The organism is Streptomyces sp. Mut1 (assembly GCF_030719295.1).
Taxonomy (GTDB): Bacteria; Actinomycetota; Actinomycetes; order Streptomycetales; family Streptomycetaceae; genus Streptomyces; species Streptomyces castrisilvae.
Window position 1 is genome coordinate 4,915,822 of the sequence record NZ_CP120997.1, and the last position, 25,970, is coordinate 4,941,791.

Sequence of the window (25,970 nt, forward strand, 5' to 3'; positions counted from 1 at the left end):
TCCTTACAGGGGATGAGGTGGAGTGGGGGCGCCGTTCACAACGACAGCCGGCGGGACAGGTCCGAGCGGAACGCCCCGTTCGGGTCCAGCTCGGCCCGCAGCGCCCGGAACTCGGGCAGCCGCGGGTACATCGCGGCGAGCGCGTCGGGGCGCAGCCGGGAGTCGTCCGTCAGACAGATCCGGCCGCCCGCGGCCGCCACCTCCTCGTCCAGGGAGTCGAGGAAGCGGGCGAGGCGCGGCAGGCCGGCCGGCAGATCGAGGGCGAGGTTCCAGCCGGGGGCCGGGAAGGACAGCCAGCCGGGGCCGCCCGCGCCGAACCGCCTGAGCACGGCACGGAAGGACGGGCAGCGGCTGCGGGCGATCCGTCCGACGATCCGGCGCAGCGTCTCCTCCTGCCCGTGTCCGACCAGGAACTCGTAGTGCACGAGACCGCCCGTGGCCGAGACGCGGTTGGTGTGGGGCGTCGCGTCCAGGGCGTGGAAGAAGGCCGGGACCGGCTGGAGTTCACCGGTGCGGGACCGGGGCGCCGAGCGGTAGCCGACCTCGTTGAGCGCGGTGGCGGACAGCCGCCCGAGCAGACCGGGCAGCAGGGGGAGTGCGGCGGGGCGCCGCGCCGCACGGACGGCGAGCGGCGTGCGCCGGGCGTGTGCCGGGAGCGCGTCCACGGGGGCGTGGTCCGCCCGGACCAGGACCGCGCGCCCGGTCGCCCGGCCCCGCGCGGTGAGGTCGACGCGGGCGTACTCGTAGGCGTGGTGGCCGCCCCGTGCCATCCGGGCCAGCAGGTCGTCGAGTCCGGTGGCCCGTTCGGTGTCGACCGACATCAGGGACGTGGCGACGGGGCGGAACCGGAGCGTGGCCGAGAGGATCACCCCGGTCAGCCCCATGCCGCCGGCGGTCGCGTCGAAGAGCGGGGTGCCGGGGCGGACATCGTGCACCCGGCCGTCGGCGGTGAGCAGCGCGAACTCCACCACATGCCGGGAGAAGGAGCCGGCGGCCCGGTGGTTGTCGCCGTGGGCGTCGGAGCCGATCGCGCCGCCCACCGTCACATACCGGCCGCCGGGCGTCACCGGCAGGAACCAGCCGAGCGGAAGCATCACCTGGCGCAGCCGGTGGAGGGTGACGCCCGCGTCGCACACCACGCGCCCGGATGCCGCGTCGATCGCCCGGACGCGGTCCAGGGCCGTCATGTCGAGGACGGAGCCCCCGGCGTTCTGCGCGGCGTCGCCGTGCGCCCGGCCCAGGCCGCGGGCGATCGAGCCGCGCGGCCCGCAGCCGAGCACCGTCGCCGCGGCCTCCTCGTAACTACGGGGGCGAAAGCGCAGCGCGGTCGTCGGGGCGGTGCGGCCCCAGCCGGTCAGGGACACGGTGTCGACAGACATGAGGGTGACCGTATCGTCCAGGAAAACACCTTTGCCGGATTTGTTACAGCACTCACCGAAATGGGTGATTGAAAGAGTGTCATCTCCTCCACCACCCACCGGGCTTCGGTTTTCGCGGGCGGGGAGGGTAGTCGTACGACATGGACTGGCTGAAAAAACTCCCCGTCATCGGGCCACTCGTCTCCCGGCTGATGGAGACGCACGCCTGGCGCAGCTACGAGACGCTGGTACGGGTCCACTGGGCCAGGCTCGCCGCCGCGATCACGTTCATCAGCTTCCTCGCCCTGTTCCCGCTGATCGCGGTCGGCGCGGCGATCGGTGCCGCGCTGCTCTCGGACAAGCAGCTGGACAAGATCGAGGACAAGATCGCCGATCAGGTGCCCGGCATCTCCGACCAGCTCGGCATCGACAACCTGGTGGCGCACGCCGGGACGGTCGGTCTGGTGGCCGGTGCGCTGCTGCTCTTCACCGGTATCGGCTGGATCGGCTCGATGCGGGACTGCCTGCGCGCGGTCTGGGAGATGGACGACCTGGACCAGGGCAATCCGGTCATCCGCAAACTCAAGGACGCCGGGGTGCTGTTCGGTCTGGGCGGCGCGGCCCTGGTGACCCTGGCGATCTCATCGGTCGGCTCGGTGGCCGTGGGCTGGGTCGCCGATCTGCTCAACATCCCGGAGAACGGCGCGGGCGGGGTGCTGCTGCGGATCGCCGCCCTGCTGGTGGCCGTGGCAGCCGACTTCCTGCTGCTGCTCTACCTGCTGACCCTGCTGCCGGCCGTCGAACCGCCGAGGCGCCGGCTGGTGGTGGCCGCGGTGCTCGGCGCCGTCGGGTTCGAACTGCTCAAGCTGCTGCTCGGCAGCTATATGAAGGGCGTCGCGTCCAAGAGCATGTACGGCGCCTTCGGGGTGCCCATCGCCCTGCTGCTGTGGATCAACTTCACGGCGAAGCTGCTGCTGTTCTGCGCCGCCTGGACGGCGACGCCGAGCAAGGAGGACGATCCGGCGGTGGGCGCGGAGCAGGACCCCGCGCCCGCCGCCCGGGAGGTCACGCGCGGGGACGCCGACGGACCAGGTCCGGCAGCGGCCAGCGCCGGTTGACCAGGAACACCCCGCCGGCCAGCAGGACCAGCACGCCGCCGACGATGCCCAGCGCGATCCCGACCCCGCTGGAGCCGTCGGTGGTGGCCGCGGCCTTCGCCGCCCGGTCTGGTCCGTTCCCGCCCTTGGAGCCCGCGGCCGAGCCGGCCTCGGCGCCCTTGCCCGCCCCGGCGGTGTCCGCGCCGGTCCCGGTCGCCGCGGACTTCGGCGGGACCAGCTCACCCACCGGGGTGACCTTGCCGCTCGCGGCGAACCCCCAGTCCAGCAGGCTGGCCGCCTCCTTGTAGACGGCGTGCGTCTCCTCGGACGACGGGTTCATGACGGTGACGAGCAGCACCTTGCCGTTGCGCTCGGCGACGCCCGTGAAGGTGTTGCCGGCGTGCGTCGTGTAGCCGTTCTTGACGCCCGCGATGCCCTTGTACGCGCCGACGCCGTCGGCCCCGGTGAGCAGCCGGTTGGTGTTCTGGATGCCGAAGCTCTCGCGCTTCTTGCCCTTCTTCTTCTCTCCGGGGAACTGTGCGGTCGCCGTCGAGCAGTACTCGCGGAAGTCCGCGTTCTGCAGGCCGTCGCGGGCGAAGAGCGAGAGGTCGTACGCGCTGGAGACCTGGCGCGGCGCGTCGTACCCGTCGGGCGAGACCACGTGCGTGTCCAGCGCCTGGAGCTCGACCGCCCGCGCCTGCATGGCGTCGACCGTCTTCGGGACCCCGCCGTACATCGAGGCCAGCACGTGCACCGCGTCGTTCCCCGAACGCAGGAAGACCCCGAGCCACAGGTCGTGCACCGTGTAGCTGAGGTCCTCCTTGATACCCACCAGGCTGCTGCCCTCGCCGAGATCGGCGAGGTCCGCGTCCTTGACCGTGTACTCCCGCGTCTTGGGCAGGAGCGCCGGGTCCCCGAGCAGGGTGTCCGCGAAGAGCATCTTCAGCGTGGAGGCCGGGGGCAGCCGCCAGTGCGGGTTGTGCGAGGCGAGCACCTCGCCCGTCTCCGCGTCCGACACCATCCACGACCGGCCCGTCAGCTTCTTCGGCAGGACCGGGGCCCCCGCGCCGAGGTTGACCTGGGTACCGGCCCGCCCGAGCTGCTCGCCCCCGATCTGGGACATGCCCGACGGCGGCTTGGGCGCGTCGTCGGCGGTGTCACCGTCGGCCGCCGAAGCAGGCGTAACGACAAAAGCGGACAGCAGAATGGCAGAGGTGACCGCGAGCGCGGCCTTCTTGAGAGCTGGCACGGTCGAAAACGTACATGCAGTTGATGTGAATATAGGCCCGGACGCCCTGACTCGCCGCGTGTAACGCCGGGACGGACCACCCCGGACGAGGAGGCCGGAGCGCGGCGGCGATACTTGCTCCATGAAGCTCAGCCGCCCCGTCTCCTGGTTCCTGCTCGCCTTCGGGGTGTGGAGCTGGTTCATCTGGGTCACTTTCGTCAAGAACCTGTGGAAGGACGGCAGCGGCCTCGCCTTCGACGACGCGGGTGACCCGACTGCGTACTTCTGGGTTCATCTGCTGCTCGCCATCACGTCCTTTCTCCTGGGGACGGCCGTGGGCTGGATCGGGTTCCGGGGCGTCAGGGCCCTGCGGGCCGACAAGGCTTGAAAGGGCCAGGACCGGACAGGTCCTGAATCGGGCGATACGAGGATGAACGGGGCAGGGGACGGGTATGCGGTTCGTGGGGTTCGCCCTGGTGGCGGTCGCGGTGCTCGCGCTGCTCGTCTACGTACACCGCTATGTGTGGCGCCGCCTCGTCGGTGACACGACGACCCCGGGCAGCCCGTGGCGCACGGCCGGCACGATCGCCGCGTACGCGCTGCCGCTGCTGAGCGTCGGCGCCCTCGTCTCCGGCCGTACGGGCACGCCCTTCCCGCTCCAGCAGGTGCTGGCCTGGCCGGGCTACCTGTGGCTGGCGGTGCTGCTGTATCTGACGCTCGCGCTGCTGGTGGGCGAGGCCGTACGCCCGCTGCTGCGCCGATGGCTCGCACGCCGTGCGCCCGCCGCGCCGACACGGGAGCCTGAGCCCGCGCCGGTGTCCGTGCCCGCGAAGGAGTCCGCGCCGGCGCCGGAGCCCGCGCCCGCCAAGGAGCCCGCGCAGGCGCCCGGCGACGCGTCGCGCCGGCTGTTCGTGGCGCGGGCCGTCGGGGGCGCCGCCGCTGTCGCCGGCCTCGGGACCGTCGGCTACGGGACGTACGGGGTGCTGCGCGGTCCCCGCGTGAAACGGGTCACCGTTCCGCTCGCCCGGCTGCCCCGGTCCGCGCACGGCTTCCGGATCGCCGTCGTCAGCGATATCCATCTCGGCCCGATTCTGGGCCGCTCCCATACGCAGCGGATCGTCGATACGGTCAACCGCACGCAGCCCGATCTCATCGCGGTCGTCGGGGATCTGGTCGACGGATCGGTCGCCGATCTCGGCCGGGCCGCCGAGCCGCTCGCCGGTCTCCGCTCCCGGCGTGGCGCCTTCTTCGTCACCGGCAACCACGAGTACTTCTCGGGCGCCGCGCAATGGGTTGATCAGGTACGGGAATTGGGGCTGCGACCGCTGGAGAACGCCCGCGTGGAGTCGGCCGGTTTCGATCTGGCCGGGGTCAATGACATCGCGGGCGAGAGCGAGGGGCAGGGCCCCGACTTCGCCCGCGCCCTCGGCGACCGGGACCGGGAGCGCGCGGTCGTGCTCCTGGCCCACCAGCCCGTCGTCATCGACGAGGCCGTCGAATACGGCGTGGACCTGCAACTCTCCGGCCACACCCACGGCGGCCAGCTCTGGCCGGGCAACCTCATCGCCGAGCTGGCCAACCCCACGGTCGCCGGGCTCGACCGTTACGGCGACACCCAGCTCTATGTCTCGCGCGGAGCCGGTGCCTGGGGCCCGCCCGTACGGGTCGGCGCACCTTCCGACATCACCGTGGTGGAGCTCGCCTCGACGCAGGCGTAATCACCCCCGTACGCCCCCGAAATGGGCGGATCGGGTGACCGGTGGTGAACCCTCTGTATCGGGTCTAACCACCGAAGGTTTCGACTAGCGAACAAAAGGCTATGAGCCTCCGATTTCCTCTTCCTGATGTGAAAATCGTGTGATTGGCTGAGCGCGAACGTGCGGTGATCTGCGTATCTGTGCGCGACGCCGAGGTGGGGCTGTTAAGGGAGTGCACGGCAATGCGGTCGATCCGGCTACGGATTCTCGCGATTCTCGCGGTTTTGGTCATCGCAGGCGTGGTCGCCTGGCAACTCCTCCCCTCGGACGAGGCGAACGCCGATCCGGTGACCGTCGGCACGACCGACGCGGTGACGTCGCTCGACCCGGCCGGCGCCTACGACGCCGGCTCCTGGGCGATGTACAGCAACCTCTACCAGTCGCTCATGACGTTCAAGTCCGGGGCGATCGTCCCCGAGCCGGACGCGGCCGAGAGCTGCGGTTTCATCGGCGGGAAGCTCCAGACGTACCAGTGCAAGCTCCGTGACGACCTGACGTTCTCCGACGGCAAGAAGATGACCGTCGACGACGTCAAGTACTCGTTCGACCGGATGCTGGAGATCAAGACGGACGTCGGTCCCTCGGTCCTCTTCCCCAGCCTGAAGAACGTGGTCGCCGAGGGTCGGACGATCACCTTCAACCTCTCCGCGCGTGACGCGACCTTCCCGCAGAAGCTCGCCACGGGTGCCGGTTCGATCGTGGAGAAGGACGCCTACTCGGAGCACAAGCTGCGCTCCGACGGCAAGGTCAACGGCTCGGGGCCGTACGTCCTGAAGTCCTACGAGCCCGGCGTCAAGGCCGAACTGGTGCCGAACTCGCGGTACAAGGGCGCGCTCAAGGACACCGGCAACCCGGTCACCGTGCGGTACTACAAGCAGTCGGAGGACCTCCTCGCCGCCTGGAAGTCCGGCCAGGTCGACGTCACGCACCGGCAGCTCCCGCCGTCCACGCTCGCCGAGCTGAACCCGGGCGACTCCGACAAGCGCGTCACCGAGGCGGACAGCGCCGAGATCCGCAACCTCGTCTTCAACGTCCGCAAGGACTCCCCGCTCGCCGACCGCAAGGTCCGGCAGGCCATCGCGTCGATCATCGACCGCGGTCCGCTGGTCGGCGACATCTACAACGGCACCGTCGACCCGCTCTACTCGCTGATCCCGCAGGGCTACATCGGGCACAGCACCCCGTTCTTCGACGCGTATCCGGCGCCGGACACCGAGCGCGCCAAGTCGCTCATGCAGGAGGCCGGCGTCCAGACGCCGCTGCCCGTCACCTTCGCCTACCGCGAGGGCGACGAGTACACCAAGGAGACGAAGGAGATCCAGCGTCAGCTTCAGGCGACCGGGCTGTTCAAGGTCACGGTGAAGGCCGTGGAGTGGACGAGGTTCCAGAAGGGCTACGCGGCCGGGGAGTACGACATGTACACCGTCGGCTGGCTCCCGGACTACCCGGACCCCGACACCTTCAGCCAGCCGCTCGTCGGCCGCGACAGCAGCCTCCACAACGGCTACAGCAGCAAGAAGATGGACGGGCTGATCAGCTCCACGCTCCAGTACAGCGACCGCAGCCGGGCCTCGGCCGACTTCAAGTCGCTCCAGAAGCTGGTCGGCGAGGACGTGCCGCTGGTGCCGCTGTGGCAGAAGAAGGACTACGTCGTCGCCAAGGAGGACGTCGCGGGTTCGCAGTACCTCTCCGACGGCACCGGCATCTGGCGGCTGTGGGAACTGAGCTGGATCTGATCCGCCGCCCCGCAGAGCCTCACCGAGCGGCCGTCCCGGACTTCCGGGGCGGCCGCTCGGCCGTGTACGCGAAGCCGCCGGCGCCCGCTACCCGGCCGGTCGCGCAGCCGTGCCCGGCAGGAACTCCTCCAGCACCTCGTGCACCTGCCGCACCAGCGGCCGCAGCACCCGGAACCGGGACAGGGCGATGGCGCGGGCGGCGATGGGGGCGGTACGGGCGACGAGGCGGCGGCTGCGTGCCGCGCCCTCCGTCCGGTCGTACACCCAGAACAGCACCAGGCCCATGTGCATCAGCCACATCAACGGGGGCAGCAGGGGCGCCAGTTCGGGATCGGTCTTCGTCCCGGAGCCGCGCAGGCAGCGCTCGTGGATGGCGATGACCGCGGCGCGGGCGTCGGCCGACTCCGGGGAGAACGGGCTGAGCGGGCTCTCCGGGTCGGCGGCGTTCTTGAAGAACTGGGTGGCGAAGGGGCGGTACCGCTCCGCCACGTCCAGCCAGGCCAGCAGCACCCCCCGCATGCGGGCCGCGAGGTCCTGTTCGCTGTCCAGGACCGGCCGCACCGCCACCTCGTGCTCGGCGGCGAGCCGGTCGTAGAAGCCCTGGACCAGGTGTTCCTTGGACGAGAAGTAGTAGTAGGCGTTCCCCACGGAGACGCCGGCCTCCTGCGCGATGGCCCGCATCGTCGTGCGGTCGTAGCCGCGTTCCTGGAAGAGCCGGAGCGCGGTCTCAAGGATCAGGGCACGGGTCTGCTCACTCTTGGGGGCCTTGACCTTGACCGCCGTCTCGTCCTTCTCTTCCTTCACCACGGCCCCGAGCGTATCGGGAACGGCGCCCCTACCCCGGCGAGGGCGTTCCGGCCTCCCGAGGCACCTCGGCCGGGGGCGCCCCGAACCGCCGTACGCCCGGTACGGCCGCGGTACCCACGCAGGCGGCGCCGACCAGCAGCCCGGCCACCGCGAGCGGGACCTCGGCGTTCCAGGCGGAGGCGGCGAGCGGGGCCAGGGCGTAGCCGAGCGGCGTCGCGGCGAGGGACAGCAGCCAGTCGTACGAGGTCACCCGCGCCAGGGCGTGCGCGGGCACGGCGGACTGGACGGCGGTCTCCCAGACCGGGTTGAGGAAGCCGAGCCCGGCCATGGCGACCCCGTACGCGGCGACGGACGCGGCGACCGGCGCGTGCGCGGCCAGCAGGCAGAGCGGCAGCACGTACAGCGCCCCGCCGAGGTTGGCGGCCAGGACCGGGCGGCCGGGGCGGACCCGGCCGGCCAGCAGGGACCCGAGCAGCAGCCCGACCGCGCCGGTCTGGAGGAGGGCGACCCAACTGCCCCTGCCGCCGGGGCCGTGCAGGAAGAGGGCCGGGCCGAGCGTCATCAGCACCGCCGCGGCGCCGTTCCATACGCCGTGGGCGATCAGGCTCGTCCAGTACCAGTCCCGGCCGCGCACCTCGCCCCAGCCCTCCTTGAGGTCGCCGATCAGGGAGCGCCGGGGGATCGGGACGTGGCGGACCTCGATCACGTACAGCAGGGCGGCGCTGACCGCGAAGGTGGCGCCGTCCAGGACGAAGGCCCAGCCCGGTCCCGCGGTGAGGACCAGGACCCCGGCGAGGGCGGGCCCGCCGATCCGGGCGCCGCCGGCGACCACCGCCATCAGGGAGTTGGCGCGCAGCAGCCCCGACTCCTCCACGGTGCCGCGGATCAGCGGCGCCGCGGTCGGCATCGCGAACGCCCCGGCGGCGCCGCCGAGCGCTTCGGCGAGCGCGATCTGCCACAGCGCCGGGGCGCCGGAGAGCAGTTCGGCGCCGACGAAGAGCTGGGTGGCGCAGCGTACGAGGTCGGTGGTCAGGGCGACCGTGCGGGCGTTGAAGCGGTCACCGACGACTCCGCCCAGCGGGAGCAGCAGCAGCTTGGGCACCATGGCGCAGGCCAGCACCAGGGCGAGGGCGCCGGTCGAGCCGGTGGCCAGGTAGACGGCGAGGGTCAGCGCGGCGGGGATCGCCGAGTCGCCCAGCATGGAGAGGGAGCGTCCGATGAAGAGCAGCCGGAAGGAGCGTGTGCTCAAGGGGTGGGCCATGGACGGAATCTATTTCGGTACCGAACTATTCGTCAACGAGAATTTCGGTTCCGAATTACCCGGGTCGTGTCCGCGAAGTCCCGTCGTAGGCTGGGCGCATGCAGCGACGCGACTGGACCGACGGGCACGTTGAGCGGTGGCGGCCCGTCCTGCCCGAGCTCGATCCGGACATCGAGGGCGCGGTGACGCGCATGAAGAAGCTCTCCGTCCATCTGCGCCGGGTGCGCGAGCAGTCCCTCGTCGACTTCGACCTGGACCGCCAGGAGTTCGACACCCTGCACAAGCTCGCCGGACGCGGCGGCACGGCCGCCCCCTCCGAACTGGCCGCCGACCTCGACCTCGCCCCCGCCTCCGTCACCGGCCGGCTGGACGCGCTGGAGCGCCGCGGCTTCGTCCGCCGCACCCCCTCCACCACGGACCGGCGGCGCGTCGACGTGGAGCTGACCGACGAGGGCCGCTCGACGTGGATCGGCGCGATGAAGTTCCTCGGGAACGAGGAGGACCGGCTGCTCGGCGTCCTCGACACGGACGAACGGGCCCTGCTCAACGACATGCTGCGGCGCATCATGGTCGTCGCCGAGGACCGGGGCGGCGCGGCCTGGGACTGACGGACGGCCCCGCGCGCCGCTCAGCTCTCCTGCGGGCGGCCCTCCGCGGCCTGCCGAGCCAGCTCCTCCCTGATCCCGTCCGGACCCAGCGCCAGCAGCTCGCCCACCGCCTCGTTCCACCCCTCGGCCGCCCGCTCCACCCCGTCCCGGAAGCCCCGCCGCAGCGGCCCCCCGGCCAGCAGCAGGGCGACGGCGGCGACCGGGCGCAGCAGCCACCGGCCGCGCAGCGAGACCGCGGCCTCCACCAGCCACCGGCCGTCCGCCGCCCGCCGGGGCCGCAGATACAGCCGGGCCTCGCCCAGCAGGTGCTTCACCCGGGCCGTCGCCGGGGCACGGGCCGAGGGCGGCGCCCCGGGCGGGAGCAGCGCCGCCGCCCACCACGCGGTCAGGTCGACCCGCGCCTTCCCCGAGCCCCGGTGCAGCGACCCCGAGCCGTCCGGTCCCCACATCCGGCCCTGCGCCTCGAACAGCCGGGGCCGGTCGGGGGCGGCCAGCCGCAGCGACAGCCTGCCGCTCATGTCCGGCGCGCCGAACAGCAGCTCCACCTCGGCCGCTGAGGTGCGCCGCCACTCGCGTACCCGCAGCGCCATCCGCTCGGCGTCCTCCGGCAGGGCGACCTCGTACCGCGCACCGGGCCTGAGGTGCCGGCCCTTCACCAGACGCAGGTCCGCGACCGGCTGCCCGCCCGGCAGGAGGACGCTCCCGCCGCTCGCCCGGGTCGACTCGGCGAGGTCGCAGAGCAGCGAGGCCAGTTCGGCGGCCGGCTCGGGCTCCAGGGCCAGGACGTCGACGGAGTGCCGCAGGACGGTCATCGGGGCCGTCGGCTCAGACGCTCATCGAGCGGGCGGTGTTGACCTGAAACATCACCATCGCGAAGGTCTCCGGCTGCGTGGCGGGGATCATCGTCGAGTGATGGCGGCCGGCGCTGGTCACCGTCACCTGGATGAAGCCGGTCGTCTGCTTCTGCTTCATCAGCAGGAAGAGCAGACCGATCAGACAGAACAGGGCGAAGATGATCGCCAGCACGATCGCGACCGGCGGGATCTTCTCCTCGGTGCGCGACATGTCCGTCGCCGTCCACACCGCGCCCTTGAGGGGCATCGTCCCGGACGGCGTCACGACCGAATCGTTCATCACCGTGATGTCACCGATGGACAGCACCGGCGCCCCGCCGCCCGCCGGAACCATGCCCGGCCCGCCCGGATACCCGTACCCCGCGTCCGGGGGCGCCGGATACCCGTAGCCCGGGGGCTGGGCCGACGGTCCCGGGAGCGGCTGCGGGTAGCCGTGGACCGGGTTCCCGGCGGCCGGGTAGCCGTAGCCCTGGCCGCCCGGGGCGAGGGGAGGGGTTCCCTGGTTCTGGGGAGGACCCCACTTGTATGAGTCGTCCGCGTACGGATTCGGATCGCTCAACGTTCCCCGCTCTCGTTCTCCCCGCGCACCCCCGTGCGGCGGTTGGCGAACCGACCACCGGTTCCGCACGACCGTACCGTCCGGGCCCGCCCGTGCGCAGCAAGAGGCCCCGCCTCCCGAGGGGTTCGCACTCCTCGGCGGGCGGGGCCCCGGATGCCGCTCGATCGTGGCCGGCGGATCAGAAGCGACGCGTGATCAGCGCGCGCTTGACCTCCTGGATCGCCTTGGTGACCTCGATGCCACGCGGGCAGGCGTCCGTGCAGTTGAAGGTGGTGCGGCAACGCCACACCCCGTCACGGTCGTTGAGGATCTCCAGGCGCTGCTCGCCGCCCTCGTCGCGCGAGTCGAAGATGAAGCGGTGCGCGTTGACGATCGCCGCCGGGCCGAAGTACTGGCCGTCGTTCCAGAACACCGGGCACGAGGACGTGCACGCGGCGCACAGGATGCACTTGGTGGTGTCGTCGAAGCGCTCGCGGTCCTCGGGGGACTGGAGACGCTCGCGGGTCGGCTCGTTCCCCTTGGTGATGAGGAAGGGCATGACGTCGCGGTAGGCCTGGAAGAACGGGTCCATGTCGACCACGAGGTCCTTGAGGACCGTGAGGCCCTTGATGGCCTCGATCGTGATCGGCTTCTCCGGGCTCAGGTCCTTGATCAGCGTCTTGCAGGCGAGCCTGTTCTTGCCGTTGATCCGCATGGCGTCCGAACCGCAGATGCCGTGCGCGCAGGAGCGGCGGAACGTGAGCGTCCCGTCCTGGTCCCACTTGATCTTGTGAAGGGCGTCGAGGACGCGCTCCTTCGGGTCGATCTCGATCTGGAAGTCCTGCCACTGGGCCTCGTCGGAGACCTCGGGGTTGAACCGCCGGATGCGGAACGTGGCCGTGATGTACGGCGAGTCGGCGAAACCGGCCTCGGGCTCGGGAGCCTTGTCGGCCTTGTCCAGGGTGGGTGTAGCCATCAGTACTTACGCTCCATCGGCTGGTAGCGGGTCTGGACGACCGGCTTGTAGTCCAGCCGGATCGACTCGGTGCCGTCGTCGGCGACCTCGCGGTACGCCATGGTGTGGCGCATGAAGTTGACGTCGTCGCGGTTCGGGAAGTCCTCGCGGTAGTGACCGCCGCGGGACTCCTTGCGGGCCAGCGCCGACGTCGCCATGACCTCGGCGAGGTCGAGCAGGTTGCCCAGCTCGATGGCCTCCAGCAGGTCCGTGTTGAACCGCCTGCCCTTGTCCTGGACGGACACGTCGAGGTAGCGCCTGCGCAGCTCCGCGATCTTGTCCACCGCGGTCTTGATCGTCTGCTCGGTGCGGAACACCATCACGTTGGCGTCCATGCACTCCTGCAGCTCCTGGCGGATCGCCGCGACGCGCTCGGTGCCCGTGGAGTCGCGCAGCCGCTCGACCTGGTCGACGACCAGCTGCGCCGGGTTCTCGGGAAGCTCGACGAAGTCGCTCTTCGCGGAGTACTCGGCGGCGGCGATGCCCGCGCGGCGCCCGAAGACGTTGATGTCGAGCAGCGAGTTGGTGCCGAGGCGGTTGGCGCCGTGCACCGACACGCAGGCGACCTCGCCGGCGGCGTACAGGCCCGGGACGACGGTGGTGTTGTCGGCCAGCACCTCGCCCTCGACGTTGGTCGGGATGCCGCCCATGGCGTAGTGCGCGGTCGGCTGGATCGGGATCGGGTCCGTGTAGGGCTCGATGCCGAGGTACGTACGCGCGAACTCGGTGATGTCCGGGAGCTTGGCGTCCAGCTGCTCCGGCGGCAGGTGCGTCAGGTCCAGGTAGACGTGGTCGCCCTCGGGACCGCAGCCGCGGCCCTCGCGGATCTCCGTGTAGATGGAGCGCGAGACGACGTCACGCGAGGCCAGGTCCTTCATGACGGGCGCGTACTTCTCCATGAAGCGCTCGCCGTCCTTGTTGCGGAGGATGCCGCCCTCACCGCGGGCGCCCTCCGTCAGCAGGATGCCCATGCGCCAGATGCCGGTCGGGTGGAACTGGAAGAACTCCATGTCCTCCAGCGGCAGACCCCGGCGGTAGCAGGCGGCCTGGCCGTCACCGGTCAGGGTGTGCGCGTTCGACGTCACCTTGAAGAACTTGCCGGTGCCGCCCGAGGCGTAGATGACCGACTTCGCCCGGAAGACGTGGATCTCGCCGGTGGCCAGCTCGTAGGCGACGACGCCGGCGGACTTCTTGACGCCGTCCTGCTCGACGATCAGCTGGTCCAGGACGTAGAACTCGTTGAAGAACTCCACGCCCTCCTTCACGCAGTTCTGGTACAGCGTCTGGAGGATCATGTGGCCGGTGCGGTCGCCCGAGTAGCAGGCGCGGCGGACCGGGGCCTCACCGTGGTTGCGGGAGTGACCGCCGAACCGGCGCTGGTCGATCTCGCCCTTGGGCGTACGGCCGAACGGCAGGCCCATCTTCTCCAGGTCGAGAACGGCGTCGATGGCCTCCTTCGCCAGGATCTCGGCGGCGTCCTGGTCGACCAGGTAGTCACCGCCCTTGATCGTGTCGAAGGTGTGCCACTCCCAGTTGTCCTCCTCCACGTTGGCCAGCGCGGCGGCCATGCCGCCCTGCGCGGCGCCCGTGTGGGAGCGGGTGGGGTAGAGCTTGGTCAGCACGGCGGTGCGGCTGCGCTTGGTCGACTCGATGGCCGCGCGCATGCCGGCGCCGCCGGCGCCGACGATGACGGTGTCGTACGTGTGGATCTGCATGGTTTACCTCTGGTCCTTCGGGCCCGGCGCCTAGCGGATGTTCGGGTCGAAGGTGAAGATCACCAGCGTGCCCAGCAGGACGGTGAACACCGTGGCGGTGTACAGCAGCATCTTCAGCCAGAAGCGGGTGTTGTCCCGTTCGGCGTAGTCGTTGATGACCGTACGCAGCCCGTTGGCGCCGTGCAGCATGGCGAGCCACAGCATCGCCAGGTCCCACATCTGCCAGAACGGCGAGGCCCAGCGGCCCGCCACGAAGGCGAAGCCGATCTTGGAGACGCCGCCGTCCAGTACCAGCTGGATCAGCAGGTGGCCGATGACCAGGACGACCAGAACGATGCCCGACAGGCGCATGAAGAGCCAGGCGTACATCTCGAAGTTGGTGCGCGAACCCTTGGGGGTCTTGCCGGTCCGCTTGCGCGGCGGCTCGATGACCGGGGCCGGGTTGTCGACGTCGTACAGGGAGACACCCTCGACGGCGCCGATCGCGGAAGACGTTTCGGTGGACATCGGCCTCAGCTCCCGAAGACTTCACGTACGGCGTGGCCGAGGACGGGGTACAGGGCCCCGACCATCAGCACGATCCAGATGCCCAGCACGGCCCAGAGCATCTGCTTCTGAACGCGCGGGCCCTTGGCCCAGAAGTCCACGGCGACGATGCGCAGACCGTTCAGCGCGTGGAAGAGAATCGCGGCCACCAGGCCGTATTCGAGCAGCGCGACGATCGGCGTCTTGTACGTGGACACGACGTCGTCGTACGCCTCCGGAGAGACGCGGACGAGGGCGGTGTCCAGGACATGTACGAACAGGAAGAAGAAAATGAGGACACCGGTGACTCGATGAGCCACCCAGGACCACATGCCTTCCCGGCCGCGGTACAGCGTTCCAGCCGGCACGGAAGAACCCTCCGGGAGCGGGGATTGGGGTCGGCCGGCTTGACTGTCGGTCTGACCCGGCCGGGTACGGTCCACCGGCCCCGGCCATCGTAGCGACGGATTGTCGGTTCGATCGCGCGGGGGCCTCTGGTGTGATCAAAGTGGCAACGAATCAGGCACGGACGGGCTATGGACAGACCCCCGGCACCCTGCTCACCGCCGGGGGGCGGGGGAAACCGGCCCGTACGGACCGCCGCCAGTCCGTTACTGACTCGATACCAGCGCCATGATGCGTCCCCGGGCGAGTCGCCGCATCTCGTCCGCCGTCACCGCCCGCTCCCGCTCCTCGTCGTGGCCCAGCCGCTCCCGGATGCCGGCCAGCATCTGGTCGGGGTGTTCGCTGGGCCGGTAGCCGTCCAGGCAGATCACGAAGACATGGCCGAAGGTGCGCTCGTACTCGGCGTGCGCGGCGTCCAGCGCGAGCCGGGCGGCGTGCGGCGCGTCCGGGCCGAGAGCCGGGGACACCTCGGCGGCCAGCGCCTGGGTGTGATCGCTGGGGGAGAGGTCGTACCCCGCCTCGTCGGCCGCCGCGAGCAGCGCCTCCACGTCCGGGTAGGGGCGGTGGGCGGCCAGCCGCTGCGCCCAGCGGTGGCTGCCGAAGCACTCCAGCAGGGCGGCCTCGGCCTCCGGGGCGGGCGCGTCGTTGAAACGGCGCAGGCCCGGGGCGGGCGCGGTGGTCCCGCCGGGGAGGGGGCCGTGGGTCTGTACGGGCACGGCGGTGCGCCGGGCGGGCCGGTCCGGCTGCTCGGGGAGGCCTGCGTGGGACTCGCTGGACCTGGACAGCGTGGGCTCCTGGAGTCAACGGCATCTGTGAACCTGGAGGGGGGAGGGACCGACGGGACCAGGCGGATGCGGGGCGAGAGGAGAGACGAATGCGCCTCAAAGCTAGCGAGGCGGGGCAACAGTCGTGCGAAGGATGCGCGAATTTCACCCGGACGGGAGAGTTTCGCGATGCCTGAAGAGCGGATGTGTGAGGAGAATGCCCGGCTACCTCCATGCATCTGACCTGTTTTCTTGCGTTTCTGCTCTCTTCTCCCTGAAACCGGAGGTTTCTGACTGATGGCACCCTCACGCGGCGCTCTCATGGCCGTGACGGCGGCGGCCGCGGCGAGCGTCGCCGTCGCCGGCTGCGACGGCTCCGGAGCCGAACACCGCAACGGCTCCGAGACGTCCCGTGCGGCGTCGTCGGCACCGTCCCCCACCCCCTCCCCGACCCGCAGCTACCCGCTCTCGAAGGCGCCCCGCACCATCCCGGCCGTACGCGAGCACACCGCCGCCCACGGCCCCGGCTGGCGGCCGGGCGAGAACAGCGGGGTCGTCATCGCGGACGGCAAGCTCGCCGACGAGGGGAAGCTGCTCGCCGGCGAGCTGAAGATCAGCTACCGGGGCGATGTGGCGGCCCGTGCCGGGGACATCGAGCTGGCCCTCGCCCCGAAGGACTCCGGCGGGCCGGAGTCGTACACCCTGCGCACCCACGACGGGCGTGTCACGATCAGCGGGCCCGGCGAGGCGGGCGTGTTCTACGGCACCCGCACCCTCAAGCAGTCCGTGCGCGCCGACGGCTCCATGCCCGAGGGCGAGGTGCGCGACCGGCCCGACAAGCCGCAGCGCGGTCTCAACCTCGACATCGCGCGCAAGCACTACAGCGCCACCTGGATCGAGGACCGGCTGCGCGAGATGGCCGACCTCAAGCTCAACCAGCTCGGCCTGCACTTCTCCGACGACCAGGCCTTCCGCATCGAGTCCGACACCCACCCCGAAGTCGTCTCGCCCGACCACCTCACCAAGGCGCAGGTGCGGCGCATCGTCGCGCTGGCCGGCCGGCTGCACATCGAGATCGTCCCGGAGATCGACTCGCCCGGTCATCTCGGCGCGGTCCTGCGCGCCCACCCCGACCTCCAGCTGCACAACGTCTCCGGGGTGGCGTCGACCGGGTCGCTGGACATCTCCAAACCGGGCGCGGCCAAGCTGATCGACGAACTCCTCGGCGAGTACGCCGAGCTGTTCGGCGGCGCCTACTGGCATCTGGGCGCCGACGAGTACCGCGCGCTGATGGCGAGCAACCCCGCCGCCTCGTACCCGCAGCTCCAGCGCGCGGCCGTCGCGAAGTACGGCTCCGGGGCCGGTATCGCCGACCTCGCGACCGGCTGGCTCAACGACCGGGCCGCGGTGGTCCGCAAGCACGGCATGCAGCCGAAGGCCTGGAACGACGGGCTCTTCCGGGACAGCACGGTCCAGGCCGACAAGAACATCGAGGTCGAGTACTGGACGGGCAAGGAGTACGGGGCCCGGTCGCCGGAGGAGTACCTGCGCGAGGGCCGCAAGGTCCTGAACCTCAACGACGAGTTCATGTACTACGTGCTCGGCCAGCCCAACGCCTTCGTCTACCCCACCGGCAAGCGGATCTACGAGCAGTGGACCCCGCTCGTCCTGCGCGGCACCACCCCCGTCCCGGCGCGCTACTCGGACCAGATCCTGGGCGGCCGGTTCGCCGTCTGGGGCGACCTGCCGAACGCCCAGACCGCCGCACAGGTGGCCGAGGGCATCCGGATGCCGCTGCGGGCGACGTCCCAGAAGCTGTGGGACCCGGGCAAACCGAAGCTGACCTGGGAGAAGTTCCGCTCGCTGGCGAAGGAGATCGACGCGGGCTGAAAACCCCTGGCGGTGGACAGGGCGGCGACCGGACACTACGTTCCGCTTGCCGCGCTGTCCGGGGAGGGACACGCGGTCCACGCGTTGACGTCCGAATCCTGGGGGGTTCCATTTCCATGCTCTGTTCACTCTGTGGCGCGAGACCGGCCAGCACCGCTGACGGCCGGTGCGCAATGTGCGTCGGCTTCCACCGCGAGGGGGAAAGGGTGAGGCCGGTACCGGTACCGGCCGGCCTGTACCACCTGCGCTCGCCGGTCGCCCTGGGCAGGGCGGTGTGCGTGCTGCTCGGCTCGGTGGCCGTGGCGGACGCCCTCTCGATCGCCTCCGGCGTCCACGCCCGGCTGCTGCTCGGGGACCGGACGGAGGACGGCTACGCGACGGTCGACGACCTGACCTGGACCCACGCCGAAGTGCTGTACCAGTCCACCGGCGCGCTCCAGGGCCTCACTCTCCTGGCCACCGCCGTCGTCTTCCTCATCTGGCTGCGCCGGGTCCGTCGCAACGCGGAGGTCTTCGACCCGGCCGCCCACTCCATGCGGCCGGGCTGGGCGATCGGTGCCTGGTTCGTGCCCATCGGCAACCTCTGGCTGCCGTACCGGGTCGTGCGCGACGTCCGGACCGCGAGCGAGCTGCCCGGTACCCCCGGCGGCCGGTCCGCGTTTCCGGGCGTACTGCTGCACGCCTGGTGGGTGGCGCTGGTCGCGGCACAGCTGTTCGGCCGGTACGCCTCCCAGCGCTACGAAGCGGCCGAGACCCTGGACGAGATCACCGACGCGCTCGACCTGGTCGCCTTCTCCGACGCGCTGGACATCGCGGCCGCGGTCCTCGCCGTCCTGCTCGTCCGCGGGCTGACGGCGATGCAGGGCGAGCGGGCGACGCTCGGCCCGCTCGCGGTGGGGTAGCGGTTCGGGCTCCGGCGCGCACCGGCCGAGTGACGCAGCGGTAATCGGCCAGCAACAGTGACGCTTTTCGGCCATTCGGCGCTGAATGCGATAACAGGAAGCGCTGCGCCCCGCTGCGTCCCGGCGGGGGACCGGCACGGGCGGGGGCCGACAGGAGACGTCATGAGCCTGCTCGAACTGATCGCCGCCGCCGACGAGCGCGGGCTCGCCGCCAGTGCGGCCGCCTGCCTCGAACGCTGTCTGCCCCAGCCCGGGGTGGGCGCGGACCCCGACCCGCTGCGCCCGCTCTGGGCCGGCTGCGCCGACGCACGCGTCTGGCCCGCCCGGCTCGCCGAGGCCCGCGCGGCCCTGGACGCGCTGCCGGACCCCGGGGAGCCGGTCCGGCGGGTCCGGGAACTGCTCGCCGCGGCCCCGGACGACCGGGCGGGCGAGGAGCTGCGCGCCTGGGCGGACGACTGCTCCGTGCTGGCCCTGGAGGTCCACCTCGGCCACGACGCGCCCCGGCCCGGCGCCCCGGATCTGCCGGCCCGCTGCCGCACGGGCCGGCTGGCCGGCGCGGGCCCGCTGCTGGCGGGCGAGGCCGCGCGCCAGACCCTGATCCTGGAGATGCTCGCCGGCATCGACGAGTCCGCCCCCGCCGGCGCCGGGCTGCGCCAGGTCCTCGACGTGTCGACGGAGGGCCAGCGGGTGCTGCGCGCGGCGGTCTCGCGACGGGCACGGGGGCGGGGCTGAGGAGGTCCCTGTGGTCTGTGCACGGTGGGCTGCCGCCGGCTGTACGCGGCGTCGGTGACCGGGGGGAGCGGCACGCCGTGCGGTTCGCGGGCGAGCGCGGAAGCCGCCTGCTCGTCCGGAGGGCGGTGCTCTTCGAGGAGGCGCGCGCGAGAGGCCGGCGAGGACGACCGGGGCCGCCACCCCCCACAGGAGAGGCCCCGGTCGTCTTCCGCGGGGCCGCAGGACGACCCCGTACTCATCTCAGCGCCGTGGGTGCGTTTTCTGTCACACCGGGGGCAGGGGAGGAAATGTTGCGGGTTGTACAAGTCATGGACGTGGTGCACGCGAAGGACGTAGCGTGCTGAGTCGCGCAGGGAGGCGCGGCAGTGGTGACCAGCTGCGATTAAGACGGCAGGGCAGGGTTGAGGGAGTGCTGGGGGACGACGCGGGGCTTACTGCCGCGGTGCTCGCGGCACAGCACGGGGACGAGGACGCCTTCCGTACTGTGTACCGCGCTGTGCAGCCGCGGCTGCTGGGCTACATAAGAACGCTGGTGGGGGAGCCGGACGCCGAGGACGTGGCGTCCGAGTCGTGGCTGCAGATAGCCCGGGACCTCGACCGTTTCAGTGGGGACGCCGACCGTTTCCGGGGCTGGGCGGCGCGCATAGCCCGCAACCGCGCCCTGGACCATCTCCGGATGCGCGGCAGGCGCCCCGCCATCGGCGGCGACGAGACGGAGCTGTCCGAGAAGCCGGCCTTCTCCGACACCGCGGACGAGGCGATCGAGTCCCTGGCGACCGGCCGCACCATGTCGCTCATCGCCCAGCTGCCGCAGGACCAGGCCGAGGCCGTGGTGCTGCGCGTCGTGGTCGGGCTCGACGCGAAGAGCGCGGCGCAGACGCTCGGCAAGCGGCCGGGCGCGGTCCGCACCGCGGCCCACCGCGGTCTGAAGCGGCTCGCCGAACTGCTGCGGACCGACAGCGGGGAGGGCCGGGACGACACCGGGCGCCCTCCCGCCGGAGGCGGACTGCCCGACCCCGGCGCCCCCGAAGGCATCCGCCCGCCCGGTGCGGCGACGGGCACCGGCGCGCCGGAAGGCATCCGTCCCCGCGGCGGAGCGACGAGCGTCGGCGCGTCGGAAGCCGGCCGTCCGCACGGTGCCGTGACGGACACCGGCCTCCCGCGCGCCGCGGCCCCGGAGGGCGGCCTTCCGCGCGGCGGCGCAGCCGGCGGACCGGTCGTCCCGCCCCGGCGCCCGGCCGGCCCCGGGGCCCCGTCGGCCGCCCTCCGGAACAGCACGGCGGACGCGGCGGAACTCGGCGCCGTACCCGCGCAACGCCCCTCACGCACCGGCCTGGTGGCTCCCGCCGGTGTGACGCATTCGCGTCCCCGGACGCAGAAGGACATGTGATGGCCGACGAGCAGTACGCATGGCTTGACAAGGAAGCGGCGGAGAAGTTGCTCCGCGGCGAACCGGTCGACTCTGCCGAAGGCCACCCCTGTCAGGATGCCGAACGCCTCGCCGCCGCCCTGGGCGCCGCAGCCCGCACCGCCCTGCCCGCCACCGGCGAACTGCCCGGCGAGGCCGCCGCGCTGGCCGCCTTCCGCGCCGCCCCGCGCCGGACCCGCACCGCACCCCGCACGGCCCCGGGCCGGGCCGCCGCCGCGCACGGAGCCGGGGCGGACGACGACGGGACCGCGATGCTCGCGCCCGTCCACATAGGCAGGGCCGCCTCCGGCGCGGGTGCCGGGGCAGCGGGCCCGCGCGGCGACCGCGCCTTCCGCTGGAGCCGGCCCCTGCGCTTCGGCCTGGTCGCCTCCGTGGCGTGCTGCGCGATCGGCGGGGTGGCCGTGGCCGCCGGGACCGGCGTGCTGCCCGTCCCCTTCGGCCGGCACACCCCCTCCCCGGCGACCTCGGTCTCGGCCGCCGCCTCGCCCGGGGAACTGGGCTCCGGCCTCGTCCCCGACGAGGAGACCTCCGTACCGCCGCCGCCCGGCTCCCCCGACCCGAGCACCCCGTCCCCGCACGCCCCGCCCCCCGGCGGCGGCACGGACCAGGACGGCGAGGACACCGCCCACGCCGACGGCACCACCCCCGACAGCGGCCGGAGCGGCGAGGGCGACAGCGGCACGGACCGGTCGGACGGCAGTGGGCCGGGCGGCGGGACGGGCATCGACGACGACACCTCCGCCGGCGGGTCCACGGACACCGAGAAGGGGCACGGCGGGTCCGGCGACGAGGACGACACGTCCGCCGCCTGGTACGCCAAGACCCTGAAGGCCTGCCGCGACTACCGCGACGGCAACCTCGACAAGGACCGCAGGGAACGCCTCGAAGCCCTGGCCAAGGGCGCGCGCAACCTGGACCGCTTCTGCGACCGGCTGCTCGACAAGGCGGGCGACGACAGCGACGGCCAGAGCGGCGACGGGAACGCCGAACAGGGCGGCGACGCCTCGGGCGCGCTCCCGTCCATCCATTTCACCGAGTCGCCCGGCCCCTCGGTGGCGGCCATCGCCCCGGACCCGGCGACGAGGGGTTCCGGCACCTCCGCCGCGCCGGATCCGACCGCCTCGGCGGCGGCCCGCTGACGGCCGTTACCGCCGGGTGTGACGTTTTCCGGCCTGCGGACGCTGTACAGAATGAGCCGACTGGTCATCGGCAGCGCCCGGAGCCGGGGTTCCCCCCGTACCTGCGGCTCGGCGCACATGGCGCGGGCGGGACACGTTCCCCCGGTCCCGCCCGCGCCCCTCAACCCCCGTTGCTCGCAGCACTCGCTACTTGTAGACGACGACCTTGTCGCCGTTGCGGACCTGGGAGAACAGGGACGCGATCTTCCCCTCGTCCCGGACGTTGACACATCCGTGCGAGGCGCCGTTGTAGCCGCGGGCCGCGAAGTCCGAGGAGTAGTGCACCGCCTGGCCGCCGCTGAAGAACATCGCGTAGGGCATGGCCGTGTGGTAGATCGACGACACGTGGTGCCGCGACTTCCAGTACACGGAGAACGTGCCCTCGCGGGTCGGGGTGTACTGCGAGCCGAACCGTACGTCCATGGACGAGACGACCTTGCCGTCGATCATCCAGGACAGGGTCCGGCTGTTCTTGCTGATGCAGAGCACCCGGCCCGTCAGGCACCGCTTGTCCGGCTCGGCGACCGGGACGGTGGTCGGCGGGTTCAGCTCGGCGGCCGTCGGCGTGTGCGTCATGCCGAGCAGCTTCTGCCAGGTGACGGTGTCCGTCTTCCCGGTCCTGGACAGGCCGCGCTTGCCCTGGAACGACTGCACGGCGGTGGCCGTGACGGACCCGTAGTAGCCGGTGGGGCTGCGGTTGAAGTGCCCGATCTGACGCAGCCGGGCCTGCAACTCGCGCACCTGCTTGCCCTCCGCCCCGCTCGCTATGAGCACCGTGCCCTGCGGATCGGCCGACGAAGGCGTGCCGCTGGGCTTCGGCGGCGCCTTCGCCGGTTCCTTCGTCTTCGTGGCGCTCGCGGACGGGCTCGCCGGCTCCGTCCGGTCCCCGCCCGGCTTCGCGTCCTCGGTGGGCGAGCCGGAACTGCTGCTCGCCGGTACCGACGGGGCGGCCTGCGCGCTGTCGGCCGCCTGCGCCTTGCACCCGGCGGTCACGGCCGCCAGCGCCAGGACGGCCACGGCGGCGGTGGCCGCGCCGCCTGCCCGGACGCCCCTGTGCGCGTATCCGCGCCCGGTCCTGCTGGTGCCTGTCATCCCGACCCCCTGAATCCGTGTATCCCATGGGACGGGTTCCCGCTCCGACCGGTTGCCGAATCCTTGCGCGGGGTGGAAAAGCGGTAACGATGCGGCTGCCGCCGTGGCGGTAGTACGGCGACGAGGTCCGGGACAGCGCCCTGCGGGACCTGGCGGACCGGGTGTCGTACCCGCGTGCGACACTCCGTTTCATGCTGGGTGTCACCGACCTTCCGACCTATCTCGCCGGCCTGGTGCTGATCGTTCTGCTGCCGGGGCCGAATTCGCTGTACGTGCTGTCCGTCGCCGCCCGGCGCGGGGTGCGGACCGGGTATGTGGCCGCGGCCGGGGTGTGGACCGGGGACACCGTGCTGATGACGCTGTCCGCGCTGGGCGCCTCCTCGCTGTTGCAGACGACGCCCGTGCTGTTCGCCGTCGTCAAGTACGCGGGTGCGGGGTATCTGACCTGGATGGCCATCGGGATGCTGCGGGCCGCGGTGTCGATGTGGCGCGAGCGGCACCGGAGGGTCGCCGAGATCACCGGGGAGGGCGAGGACGCGGCGCAGGTGCCCGGGGGCATGGAGCGGCCGTACCGGCGGGCGCTGGTGGTCAGCCTGTTCAACCCGAAGGCGATCCTGTTCCTGATCTCGTTCTTCGTGCAGTTCGTCGACCCCGGTTACGCCTACCCGGCGCTCTCCTTCCTGGTGTTGGGCACCCTGCTCCAGATCGCCAGCTTCCTGTACCTGACGATGCTGATATTCGGCGGCACCCGGCTGTCCGCCGCGTTCCGCCGCCGCAGGCGTCTGTCGGCGGGGGCCACGTCGGCGGCCGGGGTGCTGTTCCTCGGGTTCGCCGCGAAGCTGTCGCTCAGCAGCGTCTGACGCGGCCGGCTCAGCCTGCGAGGCCGAGGCCCAGCGGGGTGAGGTATTCCGCCAGCCCGGCCGTGTCCCGGCCCGCCCAGCCGATGTAGCCGTCGGGGCGGATCAGGAACAGGCCCGTTCCGTACGGCTCGTAGGCGTCGGGCAGCCGGTGCGTCCGCAGCGCCGCCGTGCCGGGCTCCGGCAGTTCCGCTTCGGTGCCGACGGCCAGCAGCGTGAAGTGCGGGCCCCGGAAGACGTCGAACAGCCGCCGGCCGTCCGCCGGTCCGTCGGGCGCGCGGTCGCCGGCCTCCAGCGCGCCGGCCCGGCCCACCGACAGCGGGCCCTCGCGGTAGCCCAGGCCCAGTTGCTGGGTCGCCCTGCCGCGCTCCTGCTCGCCCCGGTGGATACGGGTGGACAGGCCGAGCATCTCGGCGGCGACCGGGCGGCGCTCCTGCTCGTAGCTGTCGAGCAGGGCGGCGGGTGCCCCGTGGCGCAGCACCTGCCCGAGCTTCCAGCCCAGGTTGTACGCGTCCTGCACGCTGGTGTTGAGCCCCTGGCCGCCCGCGGGGGAGTGGACGTGGGCGGCGTCCCCGGCCAGGAAGACCCGTCCGTCGCGGAAGCGGTCGGCCAGGGCGGCGCGCGGGCGGAAGTCGGAGGCCCAGCGCACCTCGGTGACGTCCGCCGCCGCCAGGTGCGTGCGGGCGGCGACCACCGCGCGGACCCCGTCCGCCGAGGTGTCGGGCTCGCCCTCCTTGAACTGGGCGACCAGCTGGAAGTCCTCGGTGCCGGGCAGCGGGCAGAGCGTGATGAACCCCGCGTCGGTGTTCATCATGTGCCAGTTGAGCCGGTCGAGCGCCGTCTCGGCGATCCGTACGTCGGCCACCAGCATCGGCGCCGGGTCCACCGTCTCCCCGGTCATCGCGATGCCCAGCTCCCGGCGCACGGTGGAGCGTCCGCCGTCCGCCGCGACCAGGCAGGAGGCGCGGACCACCCGGCCGGTGGCCAGCTGTGCGGTGACCCCGTCGGCGTCCTGGTCCAGGCCGGTCAGCGCGGTCGAGAACGCGACGTCGCCGCCCAGTTCGCGCAGCCGGGCGAGCAGGATCTCCTGGGTGCGCCACTGCGGCATCATCCACGGCTCCCCGTACGGCTCGGCGTCCGTCGGCGGTGCGACCCGGAACATGCGGTGCTCGCCCATCCGCTCGCCGTTCTGCCAGGCCATCCCGACCGGTGCGGGGCCGCCGTACGCGCGGACCGCGCCGCCCACCCCGAGGTCGTCCAGGACCTCCCGGGTGCGGGGCTGGACGCCCTTGCCGCGCGAGCCGGGGAAGAGGCCCGGCGCCTGCTCCACGACGAGGGCGCGGACGCCCCTGCGGGCCAGGTCGCAGGCCAGGGCGAGGCCGCACGGGCCGGCGCCGACGACGAGGACGTCAGTTTCCTTAACAGTGTTAAGTTCCATGGCTCCGAGTGTGACTTTAACGGTGTTAAGTTGTCAAGGAAGGGCTGTTAACTTGGCACCGTGGGTACGACGAAGATCGACCGGTCCCGGGTGGCCGACACGGCGCTGCGGCTGCTGAACGAGGTGGGCCTCGACGGCCTCAGCCTGCGCGCCATCGCCAAGGAGCTGGACGTCAAGGCGCCCGCGCTCTACTGGCACTTCAAGGACAAGCAGGCGCTGCTCGACGAGATGGCCACGGTGATGTACCGGCGGATGCTCGCCGACGACCTCCCCGCCGCAACCCCGGATGGCTGGCAGGACCAGCTCGTCGCCTACAACAGCGGACTGCGCCGGGCGCTGCTGCGCTACCGCGACGGGGCCAAGGTCTACGGCGGCGCGCGGTTCGCCGGCACCGACCACGCCGACGGCCTCGAAGCCCATCTGCGGACCATGGTCGGCGCGGGCTTCGAGCTGTGGCAGGCGGTACGGGCGGGCACCACCGCGTACGCGTACACGATGGGCTTCGTCAGCGAGGAGCAGGGTGTCCGCCCGATGCCCGGCGAGCAGCAGCGCGAGGGCTTCGACGTCGGCGAACGCGCCGAACGGCTGGCCCGCTACCCGCTCGCCGCGGCGGCCGGCCCCGAGATCTTCGCCCGCTACGACGAACGCTTCGAGGACGGTCTCCGGCTGATCATCGCGGGCATCGAGACCCGGTACGGCGTGCGCTGAGGGCGACTGCCGCCACCGCTACCCCGCCGGGCCGTCAACCATGCGCGCGCCGGGGGTGCCACCGCTACCCCGCCCA

25 protein-coding genes are annotated in these 25,970 nt (G+C 72.0%); 12 read left to right on the forward strand and 13 right to left on the reverse strand.

Annotated features, from left to right (window positions below):
- Window positions 1-35 precede the first annotated feature (35 nt).
- Window positions 36-1,379, reverse strand: coding sequence for an FAD-binding oxidoreductase (gene dprE1 / locus P8A18_RS21450; RefSeq protein ID WP_306056731.1), 1,344 nt, complete (start codon window positions 1,377-1,379; stop codon window positions 36-38).
- 140 nt (window positions 1,380-1,519) lie between these two features.
- On the opposite strand from dprE1, the gene P8A18_RS21455 reads away from it, so the two are divergent.
- Window positions 1,520-2,476 (forward strand): YihY/virulence factor BrkB family protein, encoded by a 957-nt coding sequence (locus P8A18_RS21455; protein WP_306056733.1) that lies wholly within the window; start codon window positions 1,520-1,522, stop codon window positions 2,474-2,476.
- On the opposite strand, the gene P8A18_RS21460 is transcribed toward P8A18_RS21455, so the two are convergent.
- Window positions 2,424-3,704 (reverse strand): D-alanyl-D-alanine carboxypeptidase family protein, encoded by a 1,281-nt coding sequence (locus tag P8A18_RS21460; RefSeq protein ID WP_306056735.1) that lies wholly within the window; start codon window positions 3,702-3,704, stop codon window positions 2,424-2,426. The two genes, P8A18_RS21455 and P8A18_RS21460, sit on opposite strands and share 53 nt — an antisense overlap.
- Before the next feature lie 121 nt (window positions 3,705-3,825).
- Between P8A18_RS21460 and P8A18_RS21465 the strand changes: the two genes are divergently transcribed.
- The 3 genes from P8A18_RS21465 to P8A18_RS21475 all read left to right on the forward strand — a co-directional run bounded on the left by P8A18_RS21465 (window position 3,826) and on the right by P8A18_RS21475 (window position 7,176).
- Window positions 3,826-4,071 (forward strand): SCO4848 family membrane protein, encoded by a 246-nt coding sequence (locus P8A18_RS21465; protein ID WP_306056736.1) that lies wholly within the window; start codon window positions 3,826-3,828, stop codon window positions 4,069-4,071.
- 64 nt (window positions 4,072-4,135) lie between these two features.
- On the forward strand, window positions 4,136-5,401 hold the full coding sequence (locus P8A18_RS21470) for a metallophosphoesterase (RefSeq protein WP_306056738.1): 1,266 nt from the start codon (window positions 4,136-4,138) through the stop codon (window positions 5,399-5,401).
- Window positions 5,402-5,622: 221 nt separating this feature from the next.
- Entirely contained in the window at window positions 5,623-7,176 is a 1,554-nt protein-coding gene (locus tag P8A18_RS21475) for an ABC transporter substrate-binding protein (protein ID WP_306056739.1), read from the forward strand.
- Window positions 7,177-7,263: 87 nt separating this feature from the next.
- On the opposite strand, the gene P8A18_RS21480 is transcribed toward P8A18_RS21475, so the two are convergent.
- The gene (locus tag P8A18_RS21480; protein WP_306056741.1) at window positions 7,264-7,983 is read right to left on the reverse strand and encodes a TetR/AcrR family transcriptional regulator; all 720 of its coding nucleotides are present in this window, start codon (window positions 7,981-7,983) and stop codon (window positions 7,264-7,266) included.
- Window positions 7,984-8,011: 28 nt separating this feature from the next.
- The gene (locus P8A18_RS21485) at window positions 8,012-9,244 is read right to left on the reverse strand and encodes an MFS transporter (protein ID WP_306056743.1); all 1,233 of its coding nucleotides are present in this window, start codon (window positions 9,242-9,244) and stop codon (window positions 8,012-8,014) included.
- A 98-nt stretch (window positions 9,245-9,342) separates the two neighbouring features.
- Here P8A18_RS21485 and P8A18_RS21490 point away from each other — a divergent pair, with 98 nt between their 5' ends.
- Window positions 9,343-9,852 (forward strand): MarR family winged helix-turn-helix transcriptional regulator, encoded by a 510-nt coding sequence (locus P8A18_RS21490; RefSeq protein WP_306056744.1) that lies wholly within the window; start codon window positions 9,343-9,345, stop codon window positions 9,850-9,852.
- 20 nt (window positions 9,853-9,872) lie between these two features.
- Here the strand turns inward: P8A18_RS21490 and P8A18_RS21495 are convergent, their stop codons facing one another.
- The 7 genes from P8A18_RS21495 to P8A18_RS21525 all read right to left on the reverse strand — a co-directional run bounded on the left by P8A18_RS21495 (window position 9,873) and on the right by P8A18_RS21525 (window position 15,620).
- Window positions 9,873-10,664: a hypothetical protein gene (locus P8A18_RS21495; RefSeq protein ID WP_306056746.1), complete on the reverse strand. Its 792-nt coding sequence runs from the start codon at window positions 10,662-10,664 to the stop codon at window positions 9,873-9,875.
- A 13-nt stretch (window positions 10,665-10,677) separates the two neighbouring features.
- On the reverse strand, window positions 10,678-11,265 hold the full coding sequence (locus P8A18_RS21500; protein ID WP_306056747.1) for a hypothetical protein: 588 nt from the start codon (window positions 11,263-11,265) through the stop codon (window positions 10,678-10,680).
- A gap of 178 nt (window positions 11,266-11,443) precedes the next feature.
- Window positions 11,444-12,220 (reverse strand): succinate dehydrogenase iron-sulfur subunit, encoded by a 777-nt coding sequence (locus P8A18_RS21505; protein ID WP_018101096.1) that lies wholly within the window; start codon window positions 12,218-12,220, stop codon window positions 11,444-11,446.
- Entirely contained in the window at window positions 12,220-13,974 is a 1,755-nt protein-coding gene (sdhA, locus tag P8A18_RS21510; protein WP_306056750.1) for a succinate dehydrogenase flavoprotein subunit, read from the reverse strand. The genes P8A18_RS21505 and sdhA overlap by 1 nt, the downstream gene beginning before the upstream one ends.
- A 30-nt stretch (window positions 13,975-14,004) precedes the next feature.
- On the reverse strand, window positions 14,005-14,481 hold the full coding sequence (locus tag P8A18_RS21515) for a succinate dehydrogenase hydrophobic membrane anchor subunit (RefSeq protein WP_018550486.1): 477 nt from the start codon (window positions 14,479-14,481) through the stop codon (window positions 14,005-14,007).
- Window positions 14,482-14,486: 5 nt separating this feature from the next.
- Window positions 14,487-14,867 carry a succinate dehydrogenase, cytochrome b556 subunit gene (gene sdhC, locus P8A18_RS21520; RefSeq protein WP_026249405.1) on the reverse strand — a complete coding sequence of 127 codons (381 nt, stop codon included), beginning with the start codon at window positions 14,865-14,867 and terminating at the stop codon, window positions 14,487-14,489.
- Between the two features lie 243 nt (window positions 14,868-15,110).
- Window positions 15,111-15,620 (reverse strand): 2-oxo-4-hydroxy-4-carboxy-5-ureidoimidazoline decarboxylase, encoded by a 510-nt coding sequence (locus P8A18_RS21525; protein WP_306056753.1) that lies wholly within the window; start codon window positions 15,618-15,620, stop codon window positions 15,111-15,113.
- Window positions 15,621-15,965: 345 nt separating this feature from the next.
- On the opposite strand from P8A18_RS21525, the gene P8A18_RS21530 reads away from it, so the two are divergent.
- From P8A18_RS21530 to P8A18_RS21550, 5 genes are all read left to right on the forward strand, one after another.
- On the forward strand, window positions 15,966-17,558 hold the full coding sequence (locus P8A18_RS21530; RefSeq protein ID WP_306056755.1) for a beta-N-acetylhexosaminidase: 1,593 nt from the start codon (window positions 15,966-15,968) through the stop codon (window positions 17,556-17,558).
- 206 nt (window positions 17,559-17,764) lie between these two features.
- Window positions 17,765-18,460: a DUF4328 domain-containing protein gene (locus P8A18_RS21535; RefSeq protein WP_306056757.1), complete on the forward strand. Its 696-nt coding sequence runs from the start codon at window positions 17,765-17,767 to the stop codon at window positions 18,458-18,460.
- Between the two features lie 162 nt (window positions 18,461-18,622).
- Window positions 18,623-19,192: a hypothetical protein gene (locus P8A18_RS21540; RefSeq protein WP_306056759.1), complete on the forward strand. Its 570-nt coding sequence runs from the start codon at window positions 18,623-18,625 to the stop codon at window positions 19,190-19,192.
- A 409-nt stretch (window positions 19,193-19,601) separates the two neighbouring features.
- Window positions 19,602-20,582 (forward strand): RNA polymerase sigma factor, encoded by a 981-nt coding sequence (locus P8A18_RS21545; protein WP_306056761.1) that lies wholly within the window; start codon window positions 19,602-19,604, stop codon window positions 20,580-20,582.
- On the forward strand, window positions 20,582-21,760 hold the full coding sequence (locus tag P8A18_RS21550) for a hypothetical protein (RefSeq protein ID WP_306056763.1): 1,179 nt from the start codon (window positions 20,582-20,584) through the stop codon (window positions 21,758-21,760). Before P8A18_RS21545 ends, P8A18_RS21550 begins: the two co-directional genes overlap by 1 nt.
- A 186-nt stretch (window positions 21,761-21,946) precedes the next feature.
- Here P8A18_RS21550 and P8A18_RS21555 read toward each other — a convergent pair whose 3' ends face one another.
- Window positions 21,947-22,891 carry a L,D-transpeptidase family protein gene (locus tag P8A18_RS21555; protein ID WP_306056765.1) on the reverse strand — a complete coding sequence of 315 codons (945 nt, stop codon included), beginning with the start codon at window positions 22,889-22,891 and terminating at the stop codon, window positions 21,947-21,949.
- 191 nt (window positions 22,892-23,082) lie between these two features.
- Between P8A18_RS21555 and leuE the strand changes: the two genes are divergently transcribed.
- Complete coding sequence (leuE, locus tag P8A18_RS21560) at window positions 23,083-23,751, forward strand: leucine efflux protein LeuE (RefSeq protein WP_306056766.1); 669 nt, start codon at window positions 23,083-23,085, stop codon at window positions 23,749-23,751.
- Window positions 23,752-23,761: 10 nt separating this feature from the next.
- On the opposite strand, the gene P8A18_RS21565 is transcribed toward leuE, so the two are convergent.
- Complete coding sequence (locus P8A18_RS21565; protein WP_306056768.1) at window positions 23,762-25,186, reverse strand: FAD-dependent monooxygenase; 1,425 nt, start codon at window positions 25,184-25,186, stop codon at window positions 23,762-23,764.
- Between the two features lie 60 nt (window positions 25,187-25,246).
- Between P8A18_RS21565 and P8A18_RS21570 the strand changes: the two genes are divergently transcribed.
- Complete coding sequence (locus tag P8A18_RS21570) at window positions 25,247-25,894, forward strand: TetR/AcrR family transcriptional regulator C-terminal domain-containing protein (protein ID WP_306056770.1); 648 nt, start codon at window positions 25,247-25,249, stop codon at window positions 25,892-25,894.
- Window positions 25,895-25,970: the final 76 nt, after the last annotated feature.

Coding starts and splice junctions, on each gene's coding strand:
- P8A18_RS21475 (WP_306056739.1), top strand. CDS start 5,623: ATGCGGTCGATCCGGCTACGGATTCTCGCGATTCTCGCGGTTTTGGTC.
- P8A18_RS21565 (WP_306056768.1), bottom strand. CDS start 25,186: ATGGAACTTAACACTGTTAAGGAAACTGACGTCCTCGTCGTCGGCGCC.
- P8A18_RS21530 (WP_306056755.1), top strand. CDS start 15,966: ATGGCACCCTCACGCGGCGCTCTCATGGCCGTGACGGCGGCGGCCGCG.
- P8A18_RS21465 (WP_306056736.1), top strand. CDS start 3,826: ATGAAGCTCAGCCGCCCCGTCTCCTGGTTCCTGCTCGCCTTCGGGGTG.
- P8A18_RS21555 (WP_306056765.1), bottom strand. CDS start 22,891: ATGACAGGCACCAGCAGGACCGGGCGCGGATACGCGCACAGGGGCGTC.
- sdhA (WP_306056750.1), bottom strand. CDS start 13,974: ATGCAGATCCACACGTACGACACCGTCATCGTCGGCGCCGGCGGCGCC.
- P8A18_RS21515 (WP_018550486.1), bottom strand. CDS start 14,481: ATGTCCACCGAAACGTCTTCCGCGATCGGCGCCGTCGAGGGTGTCTCC.
- P8A18_RS21540 (WP_306056759.1), top strand. CDS start 18,623: ATGAGCCTGCTCGAACTGATCGCCGCCGCCGACGAGCGCGGGCTCGCC.
- dprE1 (WP_306056731.1), bottom strand. CDS start 1,379: ATGTCTGTCGACACCGTGTCCCTGACCGGCTGGGGCCGCACCGCCCCG.
- P8A18_RS21485 (WP_306056743.1), bottom strand. CDS start 9,244: ATGGCCCACCCCTTGAGCACACGCTCCTTCCGGCTGCTCTTCATCGGA.
- P8A18_RS21470 (WP_306056738.1), top strand. CDS start 4,136: ATGCGGTTCGTGGGGTTCGCCCTGGTGGCGGTCGCGGTGCTCGCGCTG.
- P8A18_RS21495 (WP_306056746.1), bottom strand. CDS start 10,664: ATGACCGTCCTGCGGCACTCCGTCGACGTCCTGGCCCTGGAGCCCGAG.
- P8A18_RS21455 (WP_306056733.1), top strand. CDS start 1,520: ATGGACTGGCTGAAAAAACTCCCCGTCATCGGGCCACTCGTCTCCCGG.
- P8A18_RS21490 (WP_306056744.1), top strand. CDS start 9,343: ATGCAGCGACGCGACTGGACCGACGGGCACGTTGAGCGGTGGCGGCCC.
- leuE (WP_306056766.1), top strand. CDS start 23,083: ATGCTGGGTGTCACCGACCTTCCGACCTATCTCGCCGGCCTGGTGCTG.
- P8A18_RS21550 (WP_306056763.1), top strand. CDS start 20,582: ATGGCCGACGAGCAGTACGCATGGCTTGACAAGGAAGCGGCGGAGAAG.
- P8A18_RS21505 (WP_018101096.1), bottom strand. CDS start 12,220: ATGGCTACACCCACCCTGGACAAGGCCGACAAGGCTCCCGAGCCCGAG.